At 56.3% G+C, this 16,600-nt stretch carries 14 protein-coding genes and 1 other RNA gene; 14 read left to right on the forward strand and 1 reads right to left on the reverse strand.

Annotated elements, in window-relative coordinates; genetic code table 11:
- Positions 1-33: 33 nt before the first annotated feature.
- From mtnN to JYE50_RS13535, 7 genes are all read left to right on the forward strand, one after another.
- The gene (gene mtnN / locus JYE50_RS13505) at positions 34-711 is read left to right on the forward strand and encodes a 5'-methylthioadenosine/S-adenosylhomocysteine nucleosidase (protein WP_084096121.1); all 678 of its coding nucleotides are present in this window, start codon (positions 34-36) and stop codon (positions 709-711) included.
- 260 nt (positions 712-971) lie between these two features.
- Positions 972-1,673: an iron-sulfur cluster assembly scaffold protein gene (locus tag JYE50_RS13510; RefSeq protein ID WP_084096122.1), complete on the forward strand. Its 702-nt coding sequence runs from the start codon at positions 972-974 to the stop codon at positions 1,671-1,673.
- A 16-nt stretch (positions 1,674-1,689) separates the two neighbouring features.
- Positions 1,690-2,709 (forward strand): GGGtGRT protein, encoded by a 1,020-nt coding sequence (locus JYE50_RS13515; RefSeq protein WP_084096123.1) that lies wholly within the window; start codon positions 1,690-1,692, stop codon positions 2,707-2,709.
- Positions 2,710-2,901: 192 nt separating this feature from the next.
- On the forward strand, positions 2,902-3,720 hold the full coding sequence (locus JYE50_RS13520) for an SDR family oxidoreductase (protein ID WP_179138351.1): 819 nt from the start codon (positions 2,902-2,904) through the stop codon (positions 3,718-3,720).
- 2 nt (positions 3,721-3,722) lie between these two features.
- The gene (locus JYE50_RS13525; protein WP_179138352.1) at positions 3,723-4,787 is read left to right on the forward strand and encodes a phosphodiester glycosidase family protein; all 1,065 of its coding nucleotides are present in this window, start codon (positions 3,723-3,725) and stop codon (positions 4,785-4,787) included.
- A gap of 16 nt (positions 4,788-4,803) precedes the next feature.
- Entirely contained in the window at positions 4,804-5,790 is a 987-nt protein-coding gene (locus tag JYE50_RS13530) for a phosphodiester glycosidase family protein (RefSeq protein ID WP_179138353.1), read from the forward strand.
- Positions 5,791-5,948: 158 nt separating this feature from the next.
- The gene (locus JYE50_RS13535) at positions 5,949-6,437 is read left to right on the forward strand and encodes a QueT transporter family protein (protein WP_084096127.1); all 489 of its coding nucleotides are present in this window, start codon (positions 5,949-5,951) and stop codon (positions 6,435-6,437) included.
- Between the two features lie 294 nt (positions 6,438-6,731).
- On the opposite strand, the gene JYE50_RS13540 is transcribed toward JYE50_RS13535, so the two are convergent.
- Complete coding sequence (locus JYE50_RS13540) at positions 6,732-8,216, reverse strand: DUF1846 domain-containing protein (RefSeq protein ID WP_084096128.1); 1,485 nt, start codon at positions 8,214-8,216, stop codon at positions 6,732-6,734.
- 156 nt (positions 8,217-8,372) lie between these two features.
- Here JYE50_RS13540 and ffs point away from each other — a divergent pair.
- The 7 genes from ffs (at position 8,373) to JYE50_RS13575 (ending at position 16,557) form a co-directional block, all read left to right on the forward strand.
- An RNA gene (gene ffs, locus JYE50_RS13545) (signal recognition particle sRNA large type) lies at positions 8,373-8,566 on the forward strand.
- 61 nt (positions 8,567-8,627) lie between these two features.
- Positions 8,628-9,863 (forward strand): serine hydroxymethyltransferase, encoded by a 1,236-nt coding sequence (glyA, locus tag JYE50_RS13550; RefSeq protein ID WP_143763631.1) that lies wholly within the window; start codon positions 8,628-8,630, stop codon positions 9,861-9,863.
- A gap of 333 nt (positions 9,864-10,196) precedes the next feature.
- Positions 10,197-11,873, forward strand: coding sequence for a ribonuclease J (locus JYE50_RS13555; RefSeq protein WP_283399221.1), 1,677 nt, complete (start codon positions 10,197-10,199; stop codon positions 11,871-11,873).
- Positions 11,874-11,983: 110 nt separating this feature from the next.
- Positions 11,984-12,334: a YlbF/YmcA family competence regulator gene (locus tag JYE50_RS13560; protein WP_084096130.1), complete on the forward strand. Its 351-nt coding sequence runs from the start codon at positions 11,984-11,986 to the stop codon at positions 12,332-12,334.
- 3 nt (positions 12,335-12,337) lie between these two features.
- Positions 12,338-13,519: an endolytic transglycosylase MltG gene (gene mltG, locus JYE50_RS13565; protein ID WP_084096131.1), complete on the forward strand. Its 1,182-nt coding sequence runs from the start codon at positions 12,338-12,340 to the stop codon at positions 13,517-13,519.
- A complete protein-coding gene (locus JYE50_RS13570; RefSeq protein WP_084096132.1) occupies positions 13,519-14,772 on the forward strand; it encodes a peptidase U32 family protein in 1,254 nt (417 codons plus the stop codon). The genes mltG and JYE50_RS13570 overlap by 1 nt, the downstream gene beginning before the upstream one ends.
- A 24-nt stretch (positions 14,773-14,796) precedes the next feature.
- Positions 14,797-16,557, forward strand: a complete 1,761-nt coding sequence (locus JYE50_RS13575; protein ID WP_084096133.1) for a VanW family protein — start codon at positions 14,797-14,799, stop codon at positions 16,555-16,557.
- The last annotated feature ends 43 nt before the right edge of the window (positions 16,558-16,600 follow it).

The raw sequence follows: 16,600 nt of genomic DNA on the forward strand, positions 1-16,600 counted from the left end.
TTTTCAAAACGAAAACCGGAGGGGAAAACAGCAATGAAGATTGGATTATTGATCGCCGTTACCCGTGAACTGGAAGCCTTCCTGCAGAGCGGGGAAGACCTGACGGAAGAGGTTGTGGCCGGACGGACTATCTACAAAACCCGCATGGAAGGCCATGAGATCTTTGCGGTATGCTCCGGCTGCGGGGAGATCGATGCCTCGTCCGCGACCATGCTGCTGATCGTGAAGTACGGCTGTGAACTGATCCTGAACTTCGGCGTCACCGGCGCGCTGCTGGAGGACCTGAAGGTGGAGGACCTGTTCGTGGCGGAAAAAGCCTGGCACTATGATTTTGACATCACCGCCTTCGGCGGCACCGCAAAGGTGGGTCAGTATTCCGAATATCCCGATGAATTCATCCCCCTGGATGCCGGCCTGGTGAACCTGGTGGAGGAGAAATTCCCCGGGATCCGGAAGATCGCTGTGGCCAGCGCGGACAAGTTTGTGGAAGACCGGAACGAGAAGATTCGCCTGCGGGCGTCCGGCTGCGGGATCTGCGAGATGGAACTGGCGGGCATTGCCCGGGTATGTGAACGCAGCGGCGTGAAGTGCCTGTCCATCAAGTGCATCAGCGACGCCTTTGACGGTACCGGCGCGGACTTCGACAAAAACGTGCGGAACAGCGCCGCGAAAGCGTTTAAGGCACTGAAAGAAATCATGAAAGCAATCTGATCTTGAATCAGATCGTCTAATGAACAATGAAAAAGTACCGGCCTGGAGAAGGGTTCTCCGGGCCGATTTCTTATGATGATCACAAAAGAGTCAATTCTGAACATCAGGAATACAGGCTAAAACGCTGAAAGCCTTGAAATAATTATAAATATTGAATCCTGAATTGTGATTTACAGTTGAATAGCAAGGGCTGTCTGTGATATACTTAATTGGTTACTAACACAATAATCAACAACCTGAGACAGGAGGAACCGATTCACATGCAATACACCAAAGAAGTGGAAGAAATGGTCTGTGTTGCGAAGGGTCCGAATCATGGCCCCGCGCCGATTCCCGAAGAGGGAAAATGGATTCAGGCCAAGGAGATCAAAGATATCTCCGGTTATACGCACGGCATTGGCTGGTGCGCTCCCCAGCAGGGCACCTGCAAACTGAGCCTGAACGTGAAGAACGGCGTCATCGAGGAAGCGCTGGTGGAGACCATCGGCTGCTCCGGCATGACCCATTCCGCCGCTATGGCCAGTGAGATCCTGCCCGGCAAAACCATCCTGGAAGCCCTGAACACCGACCTGGTCTGCGACGCTATCAACACCGCCATGCGGGAACTGTTCCTGCAGATCGTGTACGGCCGCACCCAGAGCGCCTTCTCCGATGACGGTCTGCGCATCGGCGCCGGCCTGGAAGACCTGGGCAAGGGCCTGCGTTCCATGGTTGGTACCATGTACGGCACCCGTGAAAAGGGCACCCGTTACCTGGAAATGACCGAAGGCTATGTGGTCAAGATGGCACTGGACAAGGACGATCAGGTCTGCGGCTACCAGTTCCTGAGCCTGGGCAAGATGATGGACGCTATCAAGAAGGGCATGTCCCCCAACGAAGCGTACGAGAAGAACCTGGGCACCTATGGCCGGTTCAAGGCTGAAGACGGCGCGGTCAAGTGGATTGACCCGCGTAAGGAATAAGGGGAGGGTGAGACAAATGGCTTTATTCGAGAACTATGAAGGCCGCATGCCTCAGCTGCAGCCTGTCCTGGACAAATACGGATTCAAAAACTTTGACGAAGTAAAGGCTTTCACCAACGGTAAGGGTGTGGATGCCTACTCTATCGTGGAAAGCACCCAGCCCATCTGCTTCGAGAACGTGAAGTGGGCTTATGAACTGGGCGCTGCCATCGCCATCAAGGAAGGCGCCAAGAACGCCGCGGAAGCCGCCAAGTGGATCGGCACCGCGCTGCAGGCCTTCTGCATTCCCGGTTCTGTTGCGGACCAGCGCCAGGTCGGTATCGGCCACGGCAACCTGGGCGCGATGCTGCTGGACGAGGAAACCGAATGCTTCGCTTTCCTGGCCGGCCACGAATCCTTCGCTGCCGCTGAGGGTGCCATCAAAATCGCCCTGAACGCCAACAAGGTTCGTAAAAAGCCCCTCCGGGTTATCCTGAACGGCCTGGGCAAGGACGCCGCCATGATCATTTCCCGGATCAACGGCTTCACCTATGTGCAGACCAAGTATGACTATCTGTCTGCTGACGTGAAGGAAGATCACGCGCTGACCGTTGTCAAGAAGACCGCTTACTCCACCGGCGACCGCGCCAAGGTTAACTGCTACGGCGCGGACGATGTTCGTGAAGGCGTTGCCATCATGTGGCATGAAGGCGCTGACATCTCCATCACCGGTAACTCCACCAACCCCACCCGTTTCCAGCATCCCGTTGCGGGCACCTACAAGAAGGAACGCTGGGAAGCCGGCAAGAAGTACTTCTCTGTGGCTTCCGGCGGCGGCACCGGCCGTACCCTGCATCCCGACAACATGGCTGCCGGCCCTGCCTCCTACGGCATGACCGATACCATGGGCCGTATGCACTCTGACGCTCAGTTCGCCGGTTCCTCCTCCGTTCCCGCTCACGTGGAAATGATGGGATTCCTGGGCGCCGGCAACAACCCCATGGTCGGTATGACCGTTGCTGTGGCCGTTGCTGTGCAGGAAGCGATGAACAAGTAATGCCAAACAAGAGAAAGCTCCCGACCGGGAGCTTTCTTTTTGTTTGGCAAATGAACAATTAACAATGAATAATGAACAATGATATACTCCGGGCTGCTCTGCGGGCCTACTTGCGAAAAGGAAACGGGTATATTAAAATAATCAGGATGTTGATTTTTATTGACTGAACGGGAAGAGCGGAGGTTGGAAGGCGTGAGCACACAGAAAACGGTCTGGGTAACCGGCGCTTCCAGCGGACTGGGACTGCATACCGCTGCGCAGCTGCAGAAGGACGGCTGGCGTGTGATCGCCGGAGCCCGGAGCTTTGAGGACGGGGAAACGGAAGGGATCTACCGGTTGAAGCTGGATGTGACCGATGAGGAAAGCATCCGGAACTTCTGCGAAAAGGCAAAAGCGATCGCCATGCCGGATGCCCTGGTACAGTGCGCCGGAATGCTGGTGCTGGGCTCCTGCGAGGAGACTGGCACGGAAGAATTCCGCCGGGTGATCGACACCAACTATCTGGGAATGGTCCGGGTGAACCGGGCGGTGCTGCCCCTGATGCGGGAGCAGGGCCACGGCAAGATCGTGCTGTTCTCCTCCATCAACGGACTGCTGGGCATTCCTTTCCAGAGTGCCTATACCGCCAGCAAGCACGCCATCGAAGGATACGCGGAATGCCTTTCCATGGAAGTGAAGCCCTTCGGCATTCAGGTGATGCTGGTGGAGCCGGGTGACCACCGGAGCGGAAGCGATAAATACCGTCCCCATGCTGCTGCCATGTCCGCGGATTCACCGTACGCCGAGGCGTATGAAAGCTCGGTGGCAGTGATCGCCCATGACGAGCACAACGGCTCTGATCCGGACGCACTGGGCCGCAAGATTGCCCGGACGCTGGACAGGAAACGGATTCCCTTCCGGAAACGGATCGCGAGTCCTGATCAGCACCTGGCTGTGTATGTGCATAAACTGCTGCCCGCGAAGCTGAACGCGGCCATCCTGAGAAAGTACTATATCCGAAAGAAGAAATAATGATGATGAAGATAGTCAAACGACTGACTGCCCTGCTGCTGATCATGGTGCTCCTGCTGCCCGGATTTACCCTGGCGGAGGACGATGTGGAAGTGGAGGAAGTCGTTGAGGAAGAAGCTGTTCTTTCTGAAAACGAAGACAGCGAAAATGAGGCCGTGACTGAAAAGGACGGCTGGCATTTTAACGCGAAAGGCTTCCTGGTCGGGGAGAATCCCGGGGATGAATATCTGCTGGAGGACGAGGAAAAAGGCGTCTGGCAGTATGCTTCGAAGGATCTGTCCGTGAAGGTGACCCGTTACCGGGAACAGACAAAGAAGAAAAAGAAACAGGAATACTGCGTGGCGGAGATCTGGGCCTCCCCGGAATCCCCGCTGGGGGCTATCCAGTCTGATCCCAAGGAAAGCCTGAAGCTCAAGGGCGTGGCTTATCCGGGCACGGAACAGCGCTATGTGCAGGACCTGATCGATAAGCATCCTTCTGTGCTGGCGGTCTCGGATGACATGTACGGCCTGCGGATCATTCCGGTGGGCAAGGGCAAAACGAAGTATGACTATCACGGTGTTGTGATACGCAACGGCCAGGTGATCGCGACAAAGACCCGGAACAGCCAGAAAAAAAGAAGCTGGCCCAACCTGGATACCATGGCGGTATATCAGGACGGCAGTATGAAGACCTTTGACTGCGACGCGCAGACTGCCGAGGAATACCTGGAGCAGGGTGCTGTGCATGTGTTTGCCTTCGGCCCGTGGCTCCTGTCCGGGGGAGAAGTACACCCGAACCTGGAAAAGATCAACAACTATTCTGAACCCCGGGTGGCGTTGGGTATGGTGGAACCTTATCACTATATCCTGATCGTGACCGCGGGACGGCCCACCAGCAAATACCAGGGATACAAGCTCACCTGGCTGGCTGAGAAGATGAAGGAATACGGCTGCACCGAAGCCCTGAACCTGGACGGCGGCGATACGGTGGCCCTGGCGTTCAACAACAAGGTGATCCTCCATGGCAACATGGAAGCGAAAAAGCTCCGCAACCTGGGAAGTATGATTGCGTTCGGACTGAAATGACGCGAATGGAATGAGCATGATGAAACGGTTAACCGCTTTTCTCCTGGCACTGCTGATCCTTCTGCCGGGTTTGTCCTTTGCGGAGGAAACTGACGGAGAATGGCATTTTGACGAGAAGGGTTTCCTGACCGGGGACAATCCGGGGGAAGAATATATCCTGGAGGATCCGGAAAACGGGATCTGGCAGTACGCGTCCAAAGACCTGTCGGTGAAGATCACCCGGGTGCGGGAACAATATAATAAGAAGAAGATGCGGGAATACTGCGTGGCGGAGATCTGGGCATCGGAGGCTTCTCCCATGCAGGCAATCCTGTCCGCACCCAAGGGCAGGCTGCCCGAGGGCGTCAATCAGGTCAGTCCGAAGCTCCTGGTGGAAAAGCATCCCTGTGTTTTTGCCATGTCTGATGATTTCTACGGTTCCCGGCAGAAGGGGATCATGGAGAAGACCGGATCCCGCCTGCCCGGTGTTATCATCCGGAACGGAGAAATCCGCTGGGAAAAGACAAAGGCCCCTGAAAGCCGGTACGGCCGTCACCGCCCGTGTCTGGATGTCCTGGCTGTTTACGGGGACGGCAGCATGAAGACCTATGTCTCCAATGCCATGACCGCCCAGGAATACCTGGATAAAGGCGCCATCCATACCTTCGCTTTCGGTCCCTGGCTGATCAGCGAGGGAAAGATCAACGAGAAAGAAGCCGTGGAAGGCTGCGGCTACTATGAGCAGATGGAGCCCCTGACCGGATTGGGCATGGTGGAACCTTACCATTATATTGCTATCGTGGTGCACGGCCGGCCGAAGGAGAAATATGCCGGTGTGCGCCTGAGCTGGCTGGCGGACAAACTGCTGGAATACGGCTGTGTGGAAGCACTGAACCTGGACGGCGGCGGAACGGCCTGCATGTTCTTTAACGGGCAACCGGTCATCCAGGGCCAGCCGGATCTCCGCTCCATGGGCGGGATGATCGGTTTCGGACTCAGAGAGTCCGAAAGTAATGAACAATGAACAATGAACAATTAATAGTTGGCCTGAGGATGATTCCTCAGGCCTGCTTCTATCCCTTGATTTCTAAACCATCATGCGGTATAATGCGCAGGCGCGTTACGCGCGGTGAGTTCGAGACCTTCCTCACCTAAAACAAAACTAAAGGATGGTAAACTGAAATGAATAACATCAAAACAAAGCAGCTGGTAACCGGCGGTATGATTGCCGCCATCTATGTGGTGCTGACGGTGCTTGCAGCCCAGTTCAACCTGGCAAGCGGAGCAATCCAGGTCCGCTTTTCCGAAGCACTGACGATCCTGCCGGTATTCACCGTTGCGGCGGTGCCCGGCCTGACAATCGGCTGCCTGCTGGCGAACCTGCTGACCGGCCTGGCCGTGTGGGACGTGGTATTCGGCAGCGTGGCCACGCTGATCGGCGCGGTCGGAACCCGCCTGCTGAAGAATAAGCCCCTGCTGGCCTGGATTCCCCCGGTACTCAGCAACATGGCGATCGTTCCGATCATCCTGATCAAGGTGTATGCTGTGCCGGACGCCTGGTGGTTCCTGGTGCTGACTGTCGGCGCCGGAGAAGTGCTCTCCTGCGGATTGCTGGGTCTGCTCCTGTGGAGATCCCTGAAGAACATTCCGGCGATCAAAGAAATGAAATAAGTTTACCGGAACAAAACCCCTCGCTTTTCCCTCAGGTCTCGGGAAAGGCGGGGGTTTTCTTTTGCTGCTGAGGCAGCGGAGAGCGGGAATGTGACAGCAGGCAGGGCGGAGCGTTTGGCTTTTTAGGGAGTTGAGGTGTTGGAAACGGGAAGATGACAGAGGGACGGGGTTAAGGTCAAACTTCGCATGACATTAACCCCGTCCCTCGTGTCAACTTCCGCATTGAGCGATGGGGAAGACACTATATCATTGTTCATTATTCATTGTTAATTGTTCATTGCTGTATCACAAATATTACTTGTGATACAGCTTATGGCTCTGATACCCTGGATCACAGGTCAGCGTGACGCCCAGGCGGCGGAAGGTGTTGTCGTCCACCGCGGGGAGGATGACTGTGGAATGGGCTTCACAGTTCTTCAGCTTCGGAAGCTTGCTCAGGGCCCGGGCTGCGTTGTAGTTGGTGGCGGCGGAAACGGACAGGGCAACGAGCACCTCATCGGAGTGCAGGCGCGGGTTGTGGTTGCCCAGGTATTTGCACTTCAGATCCTGTACGGGCTCAATAACCTCGGGAGAGATCAGGTGGGCCTTCTTCGGGATCCGGGCAAGCTTTTTCAGCGCGTTCAGGATGACCGCGGCGGAAGGCCCGAGCAGATCCGTGGTCTTGCCGGTGACGATCTCGCCGTTGGGCAGCTCAATCGCCAGGGCCGGATGACCGGTGGCTTCCGCCTTGGCACGGGCGGCGGCCATCACGGGACGGAGTTCCGCTTCGTTCAGGTTCAGCTGCTTCATGAGCAGCAGGATCTTTTCGGCTTCCTCCTTGGCGGCGTGGCCCTGCAGGAAGGAGCAGCGGGCGGTGTAGTACCGGCGGATGATTTCCTTCTCGGCAGCCTCACGGCAGGCATCGTCATCGGTGATGCAGTAGCCCACCATGTTCACGCCCATGTCGGTCGGGCTCTTGTAGGGGGACTTGCCCCACACATGCTCGAACAGCGCGTTCAGCACCGGGAAGATTTCGATGTCCCGGTTATAGTTGACGGTCGTCTGACCGTAGGCTTCCAGGTGGAAGGGGTCAATCATGTTCACGTCGCTCAGGTCTGCGGTGGCGGCTTCATAGGCTACGTTCACCGGATGCTTGAGCGGCAGGTTCCAGATGGGGAAGGTTTCAAACTTGGCATAGCCGGCTTTGATGCCGCGGCGGTTTTCCTGGTACAGCTGGCTGAGGCAGGTGGCCATTTTGCCGCTTCCGGGACCGGGCGCGGTGACCAGCACCAGGGGGCGGGTGGTCTCAACATAGTCGTTCCGGCCGAAACCGTCATCGCTGACGATGTGCTCAATATTGGTGGGATATCCTTCAATGGGGTAGTGACGGTAGGTTTTGATGCCCTGGGCGTTCAGCCGCTGTTCAAAGGCGACGGCGGCGGGCTGCCCGGCCCAGCGGGTCAGCACCACGGAGCCAACATACAGGCCGATGCTCCGGAAGGCGTCAATCAGCCGCAGGGTGTCCAGGTCGTAGGTGATGCCCAGGTCCCCGCGGATTTTGCTGGTTTCGATATCGTTGGCGTTGACCGCGATCAGGATTTCTTCCTTGTCCTTCATCTTCAGCAGCATCTGGACCTTGCTGTCCGGCTTGAAACCGGGAAGGACACGGCTGGCGTGGAAGTCGTCAAACAGCTTGCCGCCAAGCTCCAGATAGAGCTTTCCGCCGAACTCGTCGATGCGCTGCATAATGCGCTCTGACTGCATCCTGGTATATTTGTCATGGTCAAAACCGAGCTTCATTTTCCGTCTTTCCCCCTTGTACGAAAAGATCAACACAATAAAATTATTTTACGCTTCCGGGCCGTTCCCGGTCAAGGAAAAATCCGGCCGGTGAGTAAAAAAATACAATCCGATCAGTACAGGACAGGAGAGAAAAAAGAGCATGGGGAAAAAGCCCCGGGCTCTTGCTTTTCATGGAAGAAAACGGTATACTATCCATTGCCGTTTGCGCGATGAGGATTGGGTCCTGTGCGATCCTCCGGTGTGAACCCTGTCAGGTCCTGACGGAAGCAGCAGTAAGCGCTTGCGAGGATGTGCTGCGGGGCTGCCCGGTCTGAGCGCAGGCGGTTTTTTTTCTGTTCCGGGCCTTGAGAGTGTATGGAAATATGCTATACTGGCTTGGTGCAATTCGAGAGGGAAGGGTGATTTGCAATGGAACTGGAACTGATCCGTCAGGCTGATCCTGAGGTGGCCGAAGCTATTGGACTTGAACTGGAACGTCAGCGGACCCATGTGGAGCTGATCGCAAGCGAGAACTTTGTTTCTCCCGCGGTTATGGCGGCTATGGGCACCTGCCTGACAAACAAATACGCTGAAGGTTATCCGGGTAAACGCTATTACGGCGGATGCGAGTGCGTGGACATTATTGAGGACCTGGCACGGACCAGGGCCTGCAAGCTCTTTGGCGCGGAACACGCCAACGTCCAGCCCCACAGCGGTGCCCAGGCCAACATGGCGGTTTACTTTGCCATGCTGAAGCCCGGTGATACTGTAATGGGCATGGGACTTTCCAACGGCGGTCACCTGACCCACGGAAGCCCTGTGAATATGTCCGGTTCCTATTTTAACTTTGTTCCTTACGGTGTTTCCTCCGAGACGGAAATGATCGACTATGATGAGGTCCGCCGCATTGCCCTGGAATGCAAGCCGAAGATGATCGTTGCCGGTGCTTCCGCCTATCCCCGGGTGATTGACTTCCCGAAGCTGCGTGAGATCGCGGACGAAGTCGGTGCCCTGCTGATGGTGGACATGGCCCACATCGCCGGTCTGGTGGCTGCCGGTGAGCATCCCAGCCCCGTCCCCTTTGCTGATTTTGTGACGACCACCACCCATAAGACCCTTCGCGGTCCCCGCGGCGGTATGATCCTGTGCCGGGAACAGTATGCCAAGGCAATCGACAAGGCCATCTTCCCCGGAACCCAGGGCGGCCCGCTGGAACACGTGATCGCCGGTAAGGCTGTGTGCTTCGGCGAAGCCCTGAAGGATGACTTCCGCACCTACCAGCATCAGATCATCCTGAACGCCAAGGCCATGGAAAAGACTTTCCGCGAGGAAGGCGTCCGCATGGTATCCGGCGGAACGGACAATCACCTGCTCCTGCTGGACTTCACCGGAACGGAAATGACCGGCAAGCAGATGGAAAACCTGCTGGAAGCGGCCAACATTACCGTGAACAAGAACACCGTTCCCAATGAAACCCGCAGCCCCTTCGTGACCAGCGGTATCCGCGTGGGTACGCCGGCTGCCACCTCCAGGGGACTGAAGGAAGCGGAATTCGCGAAGGTCGCCAGCTGGATTGCCAAAGTGCTGCGTGAGGGCGAAGCTGCCGTTCCGGAAATCAAGAAGCAGGTCGAGGCCATGATGGCCAACTATCCCCTGTACGCCTAATCAAAGACTTTGATACGGGCTGTCCGAAAGGACAGCCCGTTTTTTGTTTGTATTTTTATAACTTGTTCGTACAGATTGTGAATGAAAGCTCCTTGTACGAAAAATGACACGAAGCCGGAAATGTCGGTATTGACTGGTTTTTTGCCGTTAAGGACAGGGGCTTTGTGCCCTGAAAACTTTGTGTGGCAAGGGGTAGCGCTTTTTGAAAATATGTGTTATAATACTGCAAAGTGCGAGCTTCATACAGCGAACCATGAAGGCACAGGGATACGTTTATGCCCATCGTGTTTTCTGAAATTATTGAATATTTGTACGTACGAAAGGAGGTTCACTGTGAGCGCGAAGAGTAAGGAGAAGGAAGCCAGCCGGCTTCGGATCGTCTCTCTCGGCGGTGTGGATGAAATCGGCAAAAACATGTACGTTTTTGAATATGAAGATGACATCATCGTCGTGGACTGCGGCAGTGTGTTCCCGAAGGAGGACATGCTGGGAGTGGACCTTGTGATTCCGGATATCACCTACCTGATGGGGAAACGGGATCATATCCGCGGTTACCTGTTTACCCATGGCCATGAAGACCATATCGGTGCCACGCCTTATATTTTAAAGCAGGCGCCTTCGCATATCTACGGTACCAAGCTGACACTGGCGCTGGTGGACCTGAAGCTGAAGGAATACCGGGTTGAAGGCATTCCGATGCATGTGGTGCAGCCCAGGGATGTGGTCCAGCTGGGCCAGTTCACCTGCCAGTTTATCCACGTGAGCCACTCCATCGCCGGCGCGTGCGCCATCGCGATCACCTGTCCTGCGGGCACGGTAATCTGCAGCGGTGACTTCAAGGTGGACTACACCCCCATTGACGGACAGATCACAGACCTGCAGACCTTTGCGAAATACGGCGAGCAGGGTGTGCTGGCCTTCCTGTGCGAATCCACCAACGTGGAACGCCCCGGCTACACCATGAGTGAGCTGAAGGTCGGCGAAACCTTTGACAATCTGTTTGCCCAGGCGGGCGGCCGCGTGATCGTGGCCATGTTCGCCAGCAACATCCACCGTATGCAGATGATCATTGACAACGCGATCCGCTACGGACGCCGCGTCTGCTTCATCGGCCGCAGTATGGTGAACGTCAGCCGCGTGGCCATGAGCATCGGGGAACTGAGGATCCCTGAAGGCTGGCTGATCGATATGGACGTGCTGGATGATTATCCGGACAACGAAGTGCTGGTGATGACCACAGGCAGCCAGGGCGAACCCATGGCGGGCCTGACCCGTATGGCTTACGCGGAGCACAGGAAACTGCAGATCCGCCAGAGCGACATGGTTATCATTTCTTCCACCCCGATCCCCGGCAACGAGAAATTCATCTCCCGCGTGATCAACCAGCTGTACCGGCTGGGCGCGCAGGTGATCTACAGCAGGATGGCCGAGGTTCATGTTTCCGGCCACGCCTGCCAGGAAGAGATCAAGCTGCTGCACGCGCTGATCCGGCCGAAGTACTTCATCCCGGTTCACGGTGAATACCGCATGATGTGGCAGCATGCCGTACTGGCGGAAGCCATGGGCGTGCCGAGCCAGAACATCGTCATTCCGGAACTAGGCCAGGTGATCGAGATGAATCAGGACGTGCTTGCCCTGGGCGAGCAGGTGCCGGTGGGCGGCGTGCTGGTGGACGGCCTGGGCGTCGGCGACGTCGGAAACGTTGTGCTGCGTGACCGGAAACACCTGAGCCAGGACGGCCTGCTGATCGTTGTGCTGGCCATCGACCGGGACGAGCAGAAGCTGGTTTCCGGTCCGGATATCGTTTCCCGCGGCTTTATCTACGTCAAGGAAAACGAAGATATTATCGATAACACCCAGGAGCTGGTCCGGGAGATCCTTTCGAAGAACAGCCTGGACGGCGACAACTGGCCTGAACTGAAGAATACCATCAAGGATGAGGTGCACCGCTTCATCTTCGACAAGATCAAGCGGAACCCGATGATCCTGCCGATCATCCTGGACGTGTAAACCGCCCGGAACGGTTGATTTGTTTGCGTATTCGGCAGAAAATGGATATAATAACGGTCAGAAGGAAGCATGACGGCCTTCTGACCGTTTAATTATACAGGAGGAAGAGAATGGATTATTCATCGACCTACCGGCTGGCGCAGGATATCCGCGACAGCGAAGAATATAAGACCTATCACGAACTGAAGGAGTCCGTGATGGCCGAGGAAACGACCGCCGCGCTGATCCGGGAATACCGGAAACTGCAGATGACCATCCAGATGTCCGCCATGAGCGGAAACGCGGCCGGTGAAGAGGATGTGCAGCGTTTTTCCGGTATCTCAAACCTGCTCTTCTCCAAACCGGAAGTCAGCAGCTTCCTGCTTTCTGAGATGCGGCTGCAACAGATGCTGGCGGATATTTTCAGGATCGTCACCGAGGCGGCGAACCTGGAGATCAATTTTCCCGGGATTGAGGGCTGAGCATTGAGAAACGAAGAGGATTATTCTTACCGCGAAGAGCGGAACGAGCGTGAATACGGCCTATACTGGTACAGCGGACTGTGGCACATTCTCCGCCCTATCCTGGTAGGCCTGACGGTGCTCGTGCTGGTGATCGGGATTGGAATGACCGTATGGAATAAAGTATACGGCAGTTTTCTTGCGCCTGTGGATCTGGAGGATACGCAGGAATACTCCTTTGATATCAACAGCGGGGACAGCCTGAACAAGGTTGCGACCAACCTGGAAAACGCGGGACTGATCCGGAGCAAGAGCGTATTCAAATACTACTGCGATTTCGCCGGCATGAGCCAGAAGATCCAGGTCGGATCCTATTCGCTGAAAAAAGATATGACCATGACGGAGATCGCGGACCTGCTGACGACCGGCGACGGCAATCCGATCGTCCGGAATATCACGCTGATCCCCGGCGAAACCGTGGAAGAATTTGCAGCGAAACTGGTACGCAACGGCGTGCTGGAAAGTTCGGATGCCTTCCTTGCTGCCTGTAAGGACGGGAAGGCGTTCAAGGATTACTATTATATCGAAGATGTGCTGACTTCCGGACAGCCCGAAAAGCGCAAGTATGTGCTGGAAGGTTATCTGTCCCCGAACACCTATGAAGTCTATGTGACGGCGACAGAAGAAGAGATCATCAAAAAGCTGCTGAGCCAGACGGAAGCCGTGTTTACGGAGGAAAACCAGGCACGGGCCGAAGAACTCGGCATGTCCATGGACCAGGTGCTGACCCTGGCCAGCATGATCGAGAAGGAAGCCAAGGAAAGCGATTTCGCAAAGGTCAGCGCCGTGTTCCACAACCGCCTGAAGGCAGGTATGAAGCTGGAAAGCGACGTTACGATCCACTATATCACCGGGGTGCGGAAGATGGCCCTGGCGGACAGCGACCTGACTGTGAACAGCCCCTACAACACCTATCAGGTGACCGGGCTGCCCCTGGGACCGGTCTGCAACCCGTCCGCGGCGGCGGTCCGCGCGGCGCTGTATCCGGATGAAAGCATGGTGAATGAAAAGTACCTGTTCTTCTGCGCCAAGGAGCCGGAGAGCGGCGAACTGTATTTCTCCAAGACGCTGGACCAGCACAAGCGGGCAGTGGAAAGCTACGCACCGTACTGGAAGAAGTATGATGAAGACAGGGGGATCCACTGATGAGGATCCCTGAACTGCTTGCCCCGGCGGGCAGCATGGATTCCCTTCGCGCGGCACTGCATTTCGGCGCGGATGCTGTTTACGGGGGAATGAAGAAATACGGCCTGCGGGCTTTTGCGGGAAACTATGATCCGGATGAGCTGAAGGAAGCGGTAACGCTTGTCCACAGTGCCGGAAAAAAGTTTTACGTGACCATGAACAGTTATCCGTTCGACGATGAGCTGGACGGATTTGCGGAGGCGGCCGGCCTTGCCGCGAAGATTGGTGTGGATGCAGCCATCGTGGCGGATCCCGGCGCAATCGTCACGCTGCGTAAAAAGGTACCGCAGCTTCCGGTTCATGTCAGCACACAGGCGAATACAGTGAATGTACCGGCTGTGGAGCTGTACAGGGATCTGGGCTGTGAGCGGGTGATCCTGGCGCGGGAAATGAGCCTGGACCGGATCCGCGGCCTGCATGAAGCCATTGGGGACAGCATTCAGATTGAAACCTTTGTGCATGGAGCCAGCTGCATGGCCTACTCGGGCCGGTGCATGCTTTCAGCCTACCTGACAGGACGCAGCGGAAACCGGGGCGAATGTGCCCAACCCTGCCGCTGGCAGTACGCGGTGATGGAAGAAAAACGACCGGGAGAATACCTGCCGGTGGCGGAGGATGAACGGGGAACCTACCTGTTTTCCGCCCGGGATCTTTGCCTGATGCCGCTGCTGCCGGATCTTTGCGAAGCGGGTGTTTCCAGCCTGAAGATCGAAGGCCGGATGAAAACGGAATACTATGTGGCCGTGGTGACGGGCGCTTACCGGCAGGCCCTGGACCTGCTGGCACAGGGTCGGGAATGCTTCACGGAAAAGCTTCCCGCACTGATGGAAGAACTGCGCTGCGCCAGCCACCGGTTGAGCGATACAGGCTTCCTGCTGGGTAATCCGGAAACGCCCGGGGAAGCCGAGGGGTTCTGGCAGGACCGGGAATATATCGCCCGGGTTGTGGAAGACGCGGGAGAGGACGGAACCGCCCGCCTGATGCTGAAGAACCGGTTTTTCGCCGGGGATGAGCTGGAGCTGATGACTGCTTCCGGAGTCCGGAAGATCCAGGCAAAGCCCTTTGTGCGGGAAAAGACCGGGGAAACCCTGGAGACGCTGGGTGTCGCCGGCGAAACCATCCGGATGGAACTGCCGGACAGCCGCTGCGGGGATATGCTGCGGGGGCCGGTCCGTAACCACCGGACAGAAAACAATAACGGAAACAAGAACTGACACGGATTAACAGGACTGAGAAAAATGGCGAAACTGAAACGGTATGACCTGTATGAGGGGGATGACGACCTGATCTCACCCTCCCTGCCGGGAAAACAGCCACTGGGAAGGGACAAAGGTCTCAGGGCCCGGGACGAGTATGACCGCCAGGTCGAGGAGGAAGCCAGGAAACGGCGTTATTTTGCCTCCAACGAAAAGGATGACGGGCTGGGTGCGCCTTCATCCCTTTTTGACGATTTTGACCGTTTTGAATCTCCGGCTCCGATACGTACTTCCAGGCCGAAATACAAACGGAAAGATCAAAACCGCGGCGCATGGGCGGCGGTGATCGTAACCTGTCTGCTCCTGCTGGCGTTCATCGGGATCACGGTGATCCCGCAGCTGACCGGTATCCGCTATCACTTCCTTCCGAATATCGCTTTTGTAAACGGGAACCTGATCAGCCTGGATACCCAGCGGCAGGAGAATTTCGACAAATGCCGCAAGGAGCTTTATACCGGCCGGATCTACCCCGGCATCTATATCGATGACCAGCATGTGGGCGGAATGACCTGCGAGGAAGCCGCGGCAGCTATTGCGCGTCTGAACGGGGAAGACTCCAGGGCTTTCGATATCACCGTTTCGGTCGGCAATGAGAGCTGGCATGTCAACACGGAAAGGGTGCCTGTTTCCCGGAACACGGAAGAGATGGTGCAGCGCGCCTGGGCAACGGGCAGGACCAATACCGCCGGTCTTGCGGGTGGAGCGGTGACGCCTTTCCAGGAGAGGATCGACCAGGTTTCGAACCTGCGGTCTTACCCGGTGACCTTTGTGACCAAGCAGGATTATGACCATGAGGCGCTGCGGGCCCTGACGGACGGAATTGTGAACTATGTCAACCGGGAACCGGTTAACAGCATGGTGCAGTCTTTCAATTTCGAAACAAAAGCCTTTACGTTTACCGATGACAGACCGGGTGCCAAAATTGATCCGGATGACCTGTACAGGCAGCTGACAGAGGTCCTGGACAGCGGCGAAACCCGGAAAGAAGTACGGGTTGTTCCTGAAAAGATCACGGCGGACATCACCAAGGCGGAGCTGATGAACAGCTTCGGTCTGATCTCGGCCTACACGACCCAGACAACAAAGGATAACAACCGGAACACCAATATCAAGCTGAGCGCGGAGGCGATCAGCGGGATCACCGTGCAGCCGGGAGAGACTTTCTCCTTTAACGGCGCGACGGGAGAGCGGACCGCGGCCAAGGGATACAAGGAAGCACCGGCAATCTCCGGTGGACAGAGCAAGGATGAGGTGGGCGGAGGTGTCTGCCAGACCAGTTCCACTCTGTTCAACGCAGTGGCCCGGGCGGACCTGGAAATTGTTGAGCGGCATGCCCATGCCTGGCCTTCGCATTATATTGAGAAAGGCTTTGACGCTACGGTTAACTGGCCTGGTCTGGACTTCAAGTTCAAAAACAATACCAACCAGCCGATCTTCATTGTGGCTGGATACAGCAACCGCAAGATCACGGTCAACATCTACGGCATGAGCCTCGGGCCTGGAGTCAAGATCGACCTGGAAAGCGACCTGATCCGGACAATTCCCCAGCCGGAAGGCACCAATTATGTGGTCAATACCAGCCTGGCACCGGGTGAGAGCAAAAAGACAATAACCGGCCGGCAGGGTTATGAGGTGACCACCTGGAAAGTCTGGTACCAGGGAGACCGGGAGCTGAGGCGGGAAGTCCTGTTCAACACCACCTACAAGGCATACCAGGAGACGGTTGAGTACAACCCGCGCTGAGCCATACCTTTTCATTGCATCGCCTTAGGGATTATGCTATAAT

It is taken from the genome of Aristaeella lactis (genome assembly GCF_018118585.1).
GTDB classification, from domain to species: Bacteria; Bacillota; Clostridia; order Christensenellales; family Aristaeellaceae; genus Aristaeella; species Aristaeella lactis.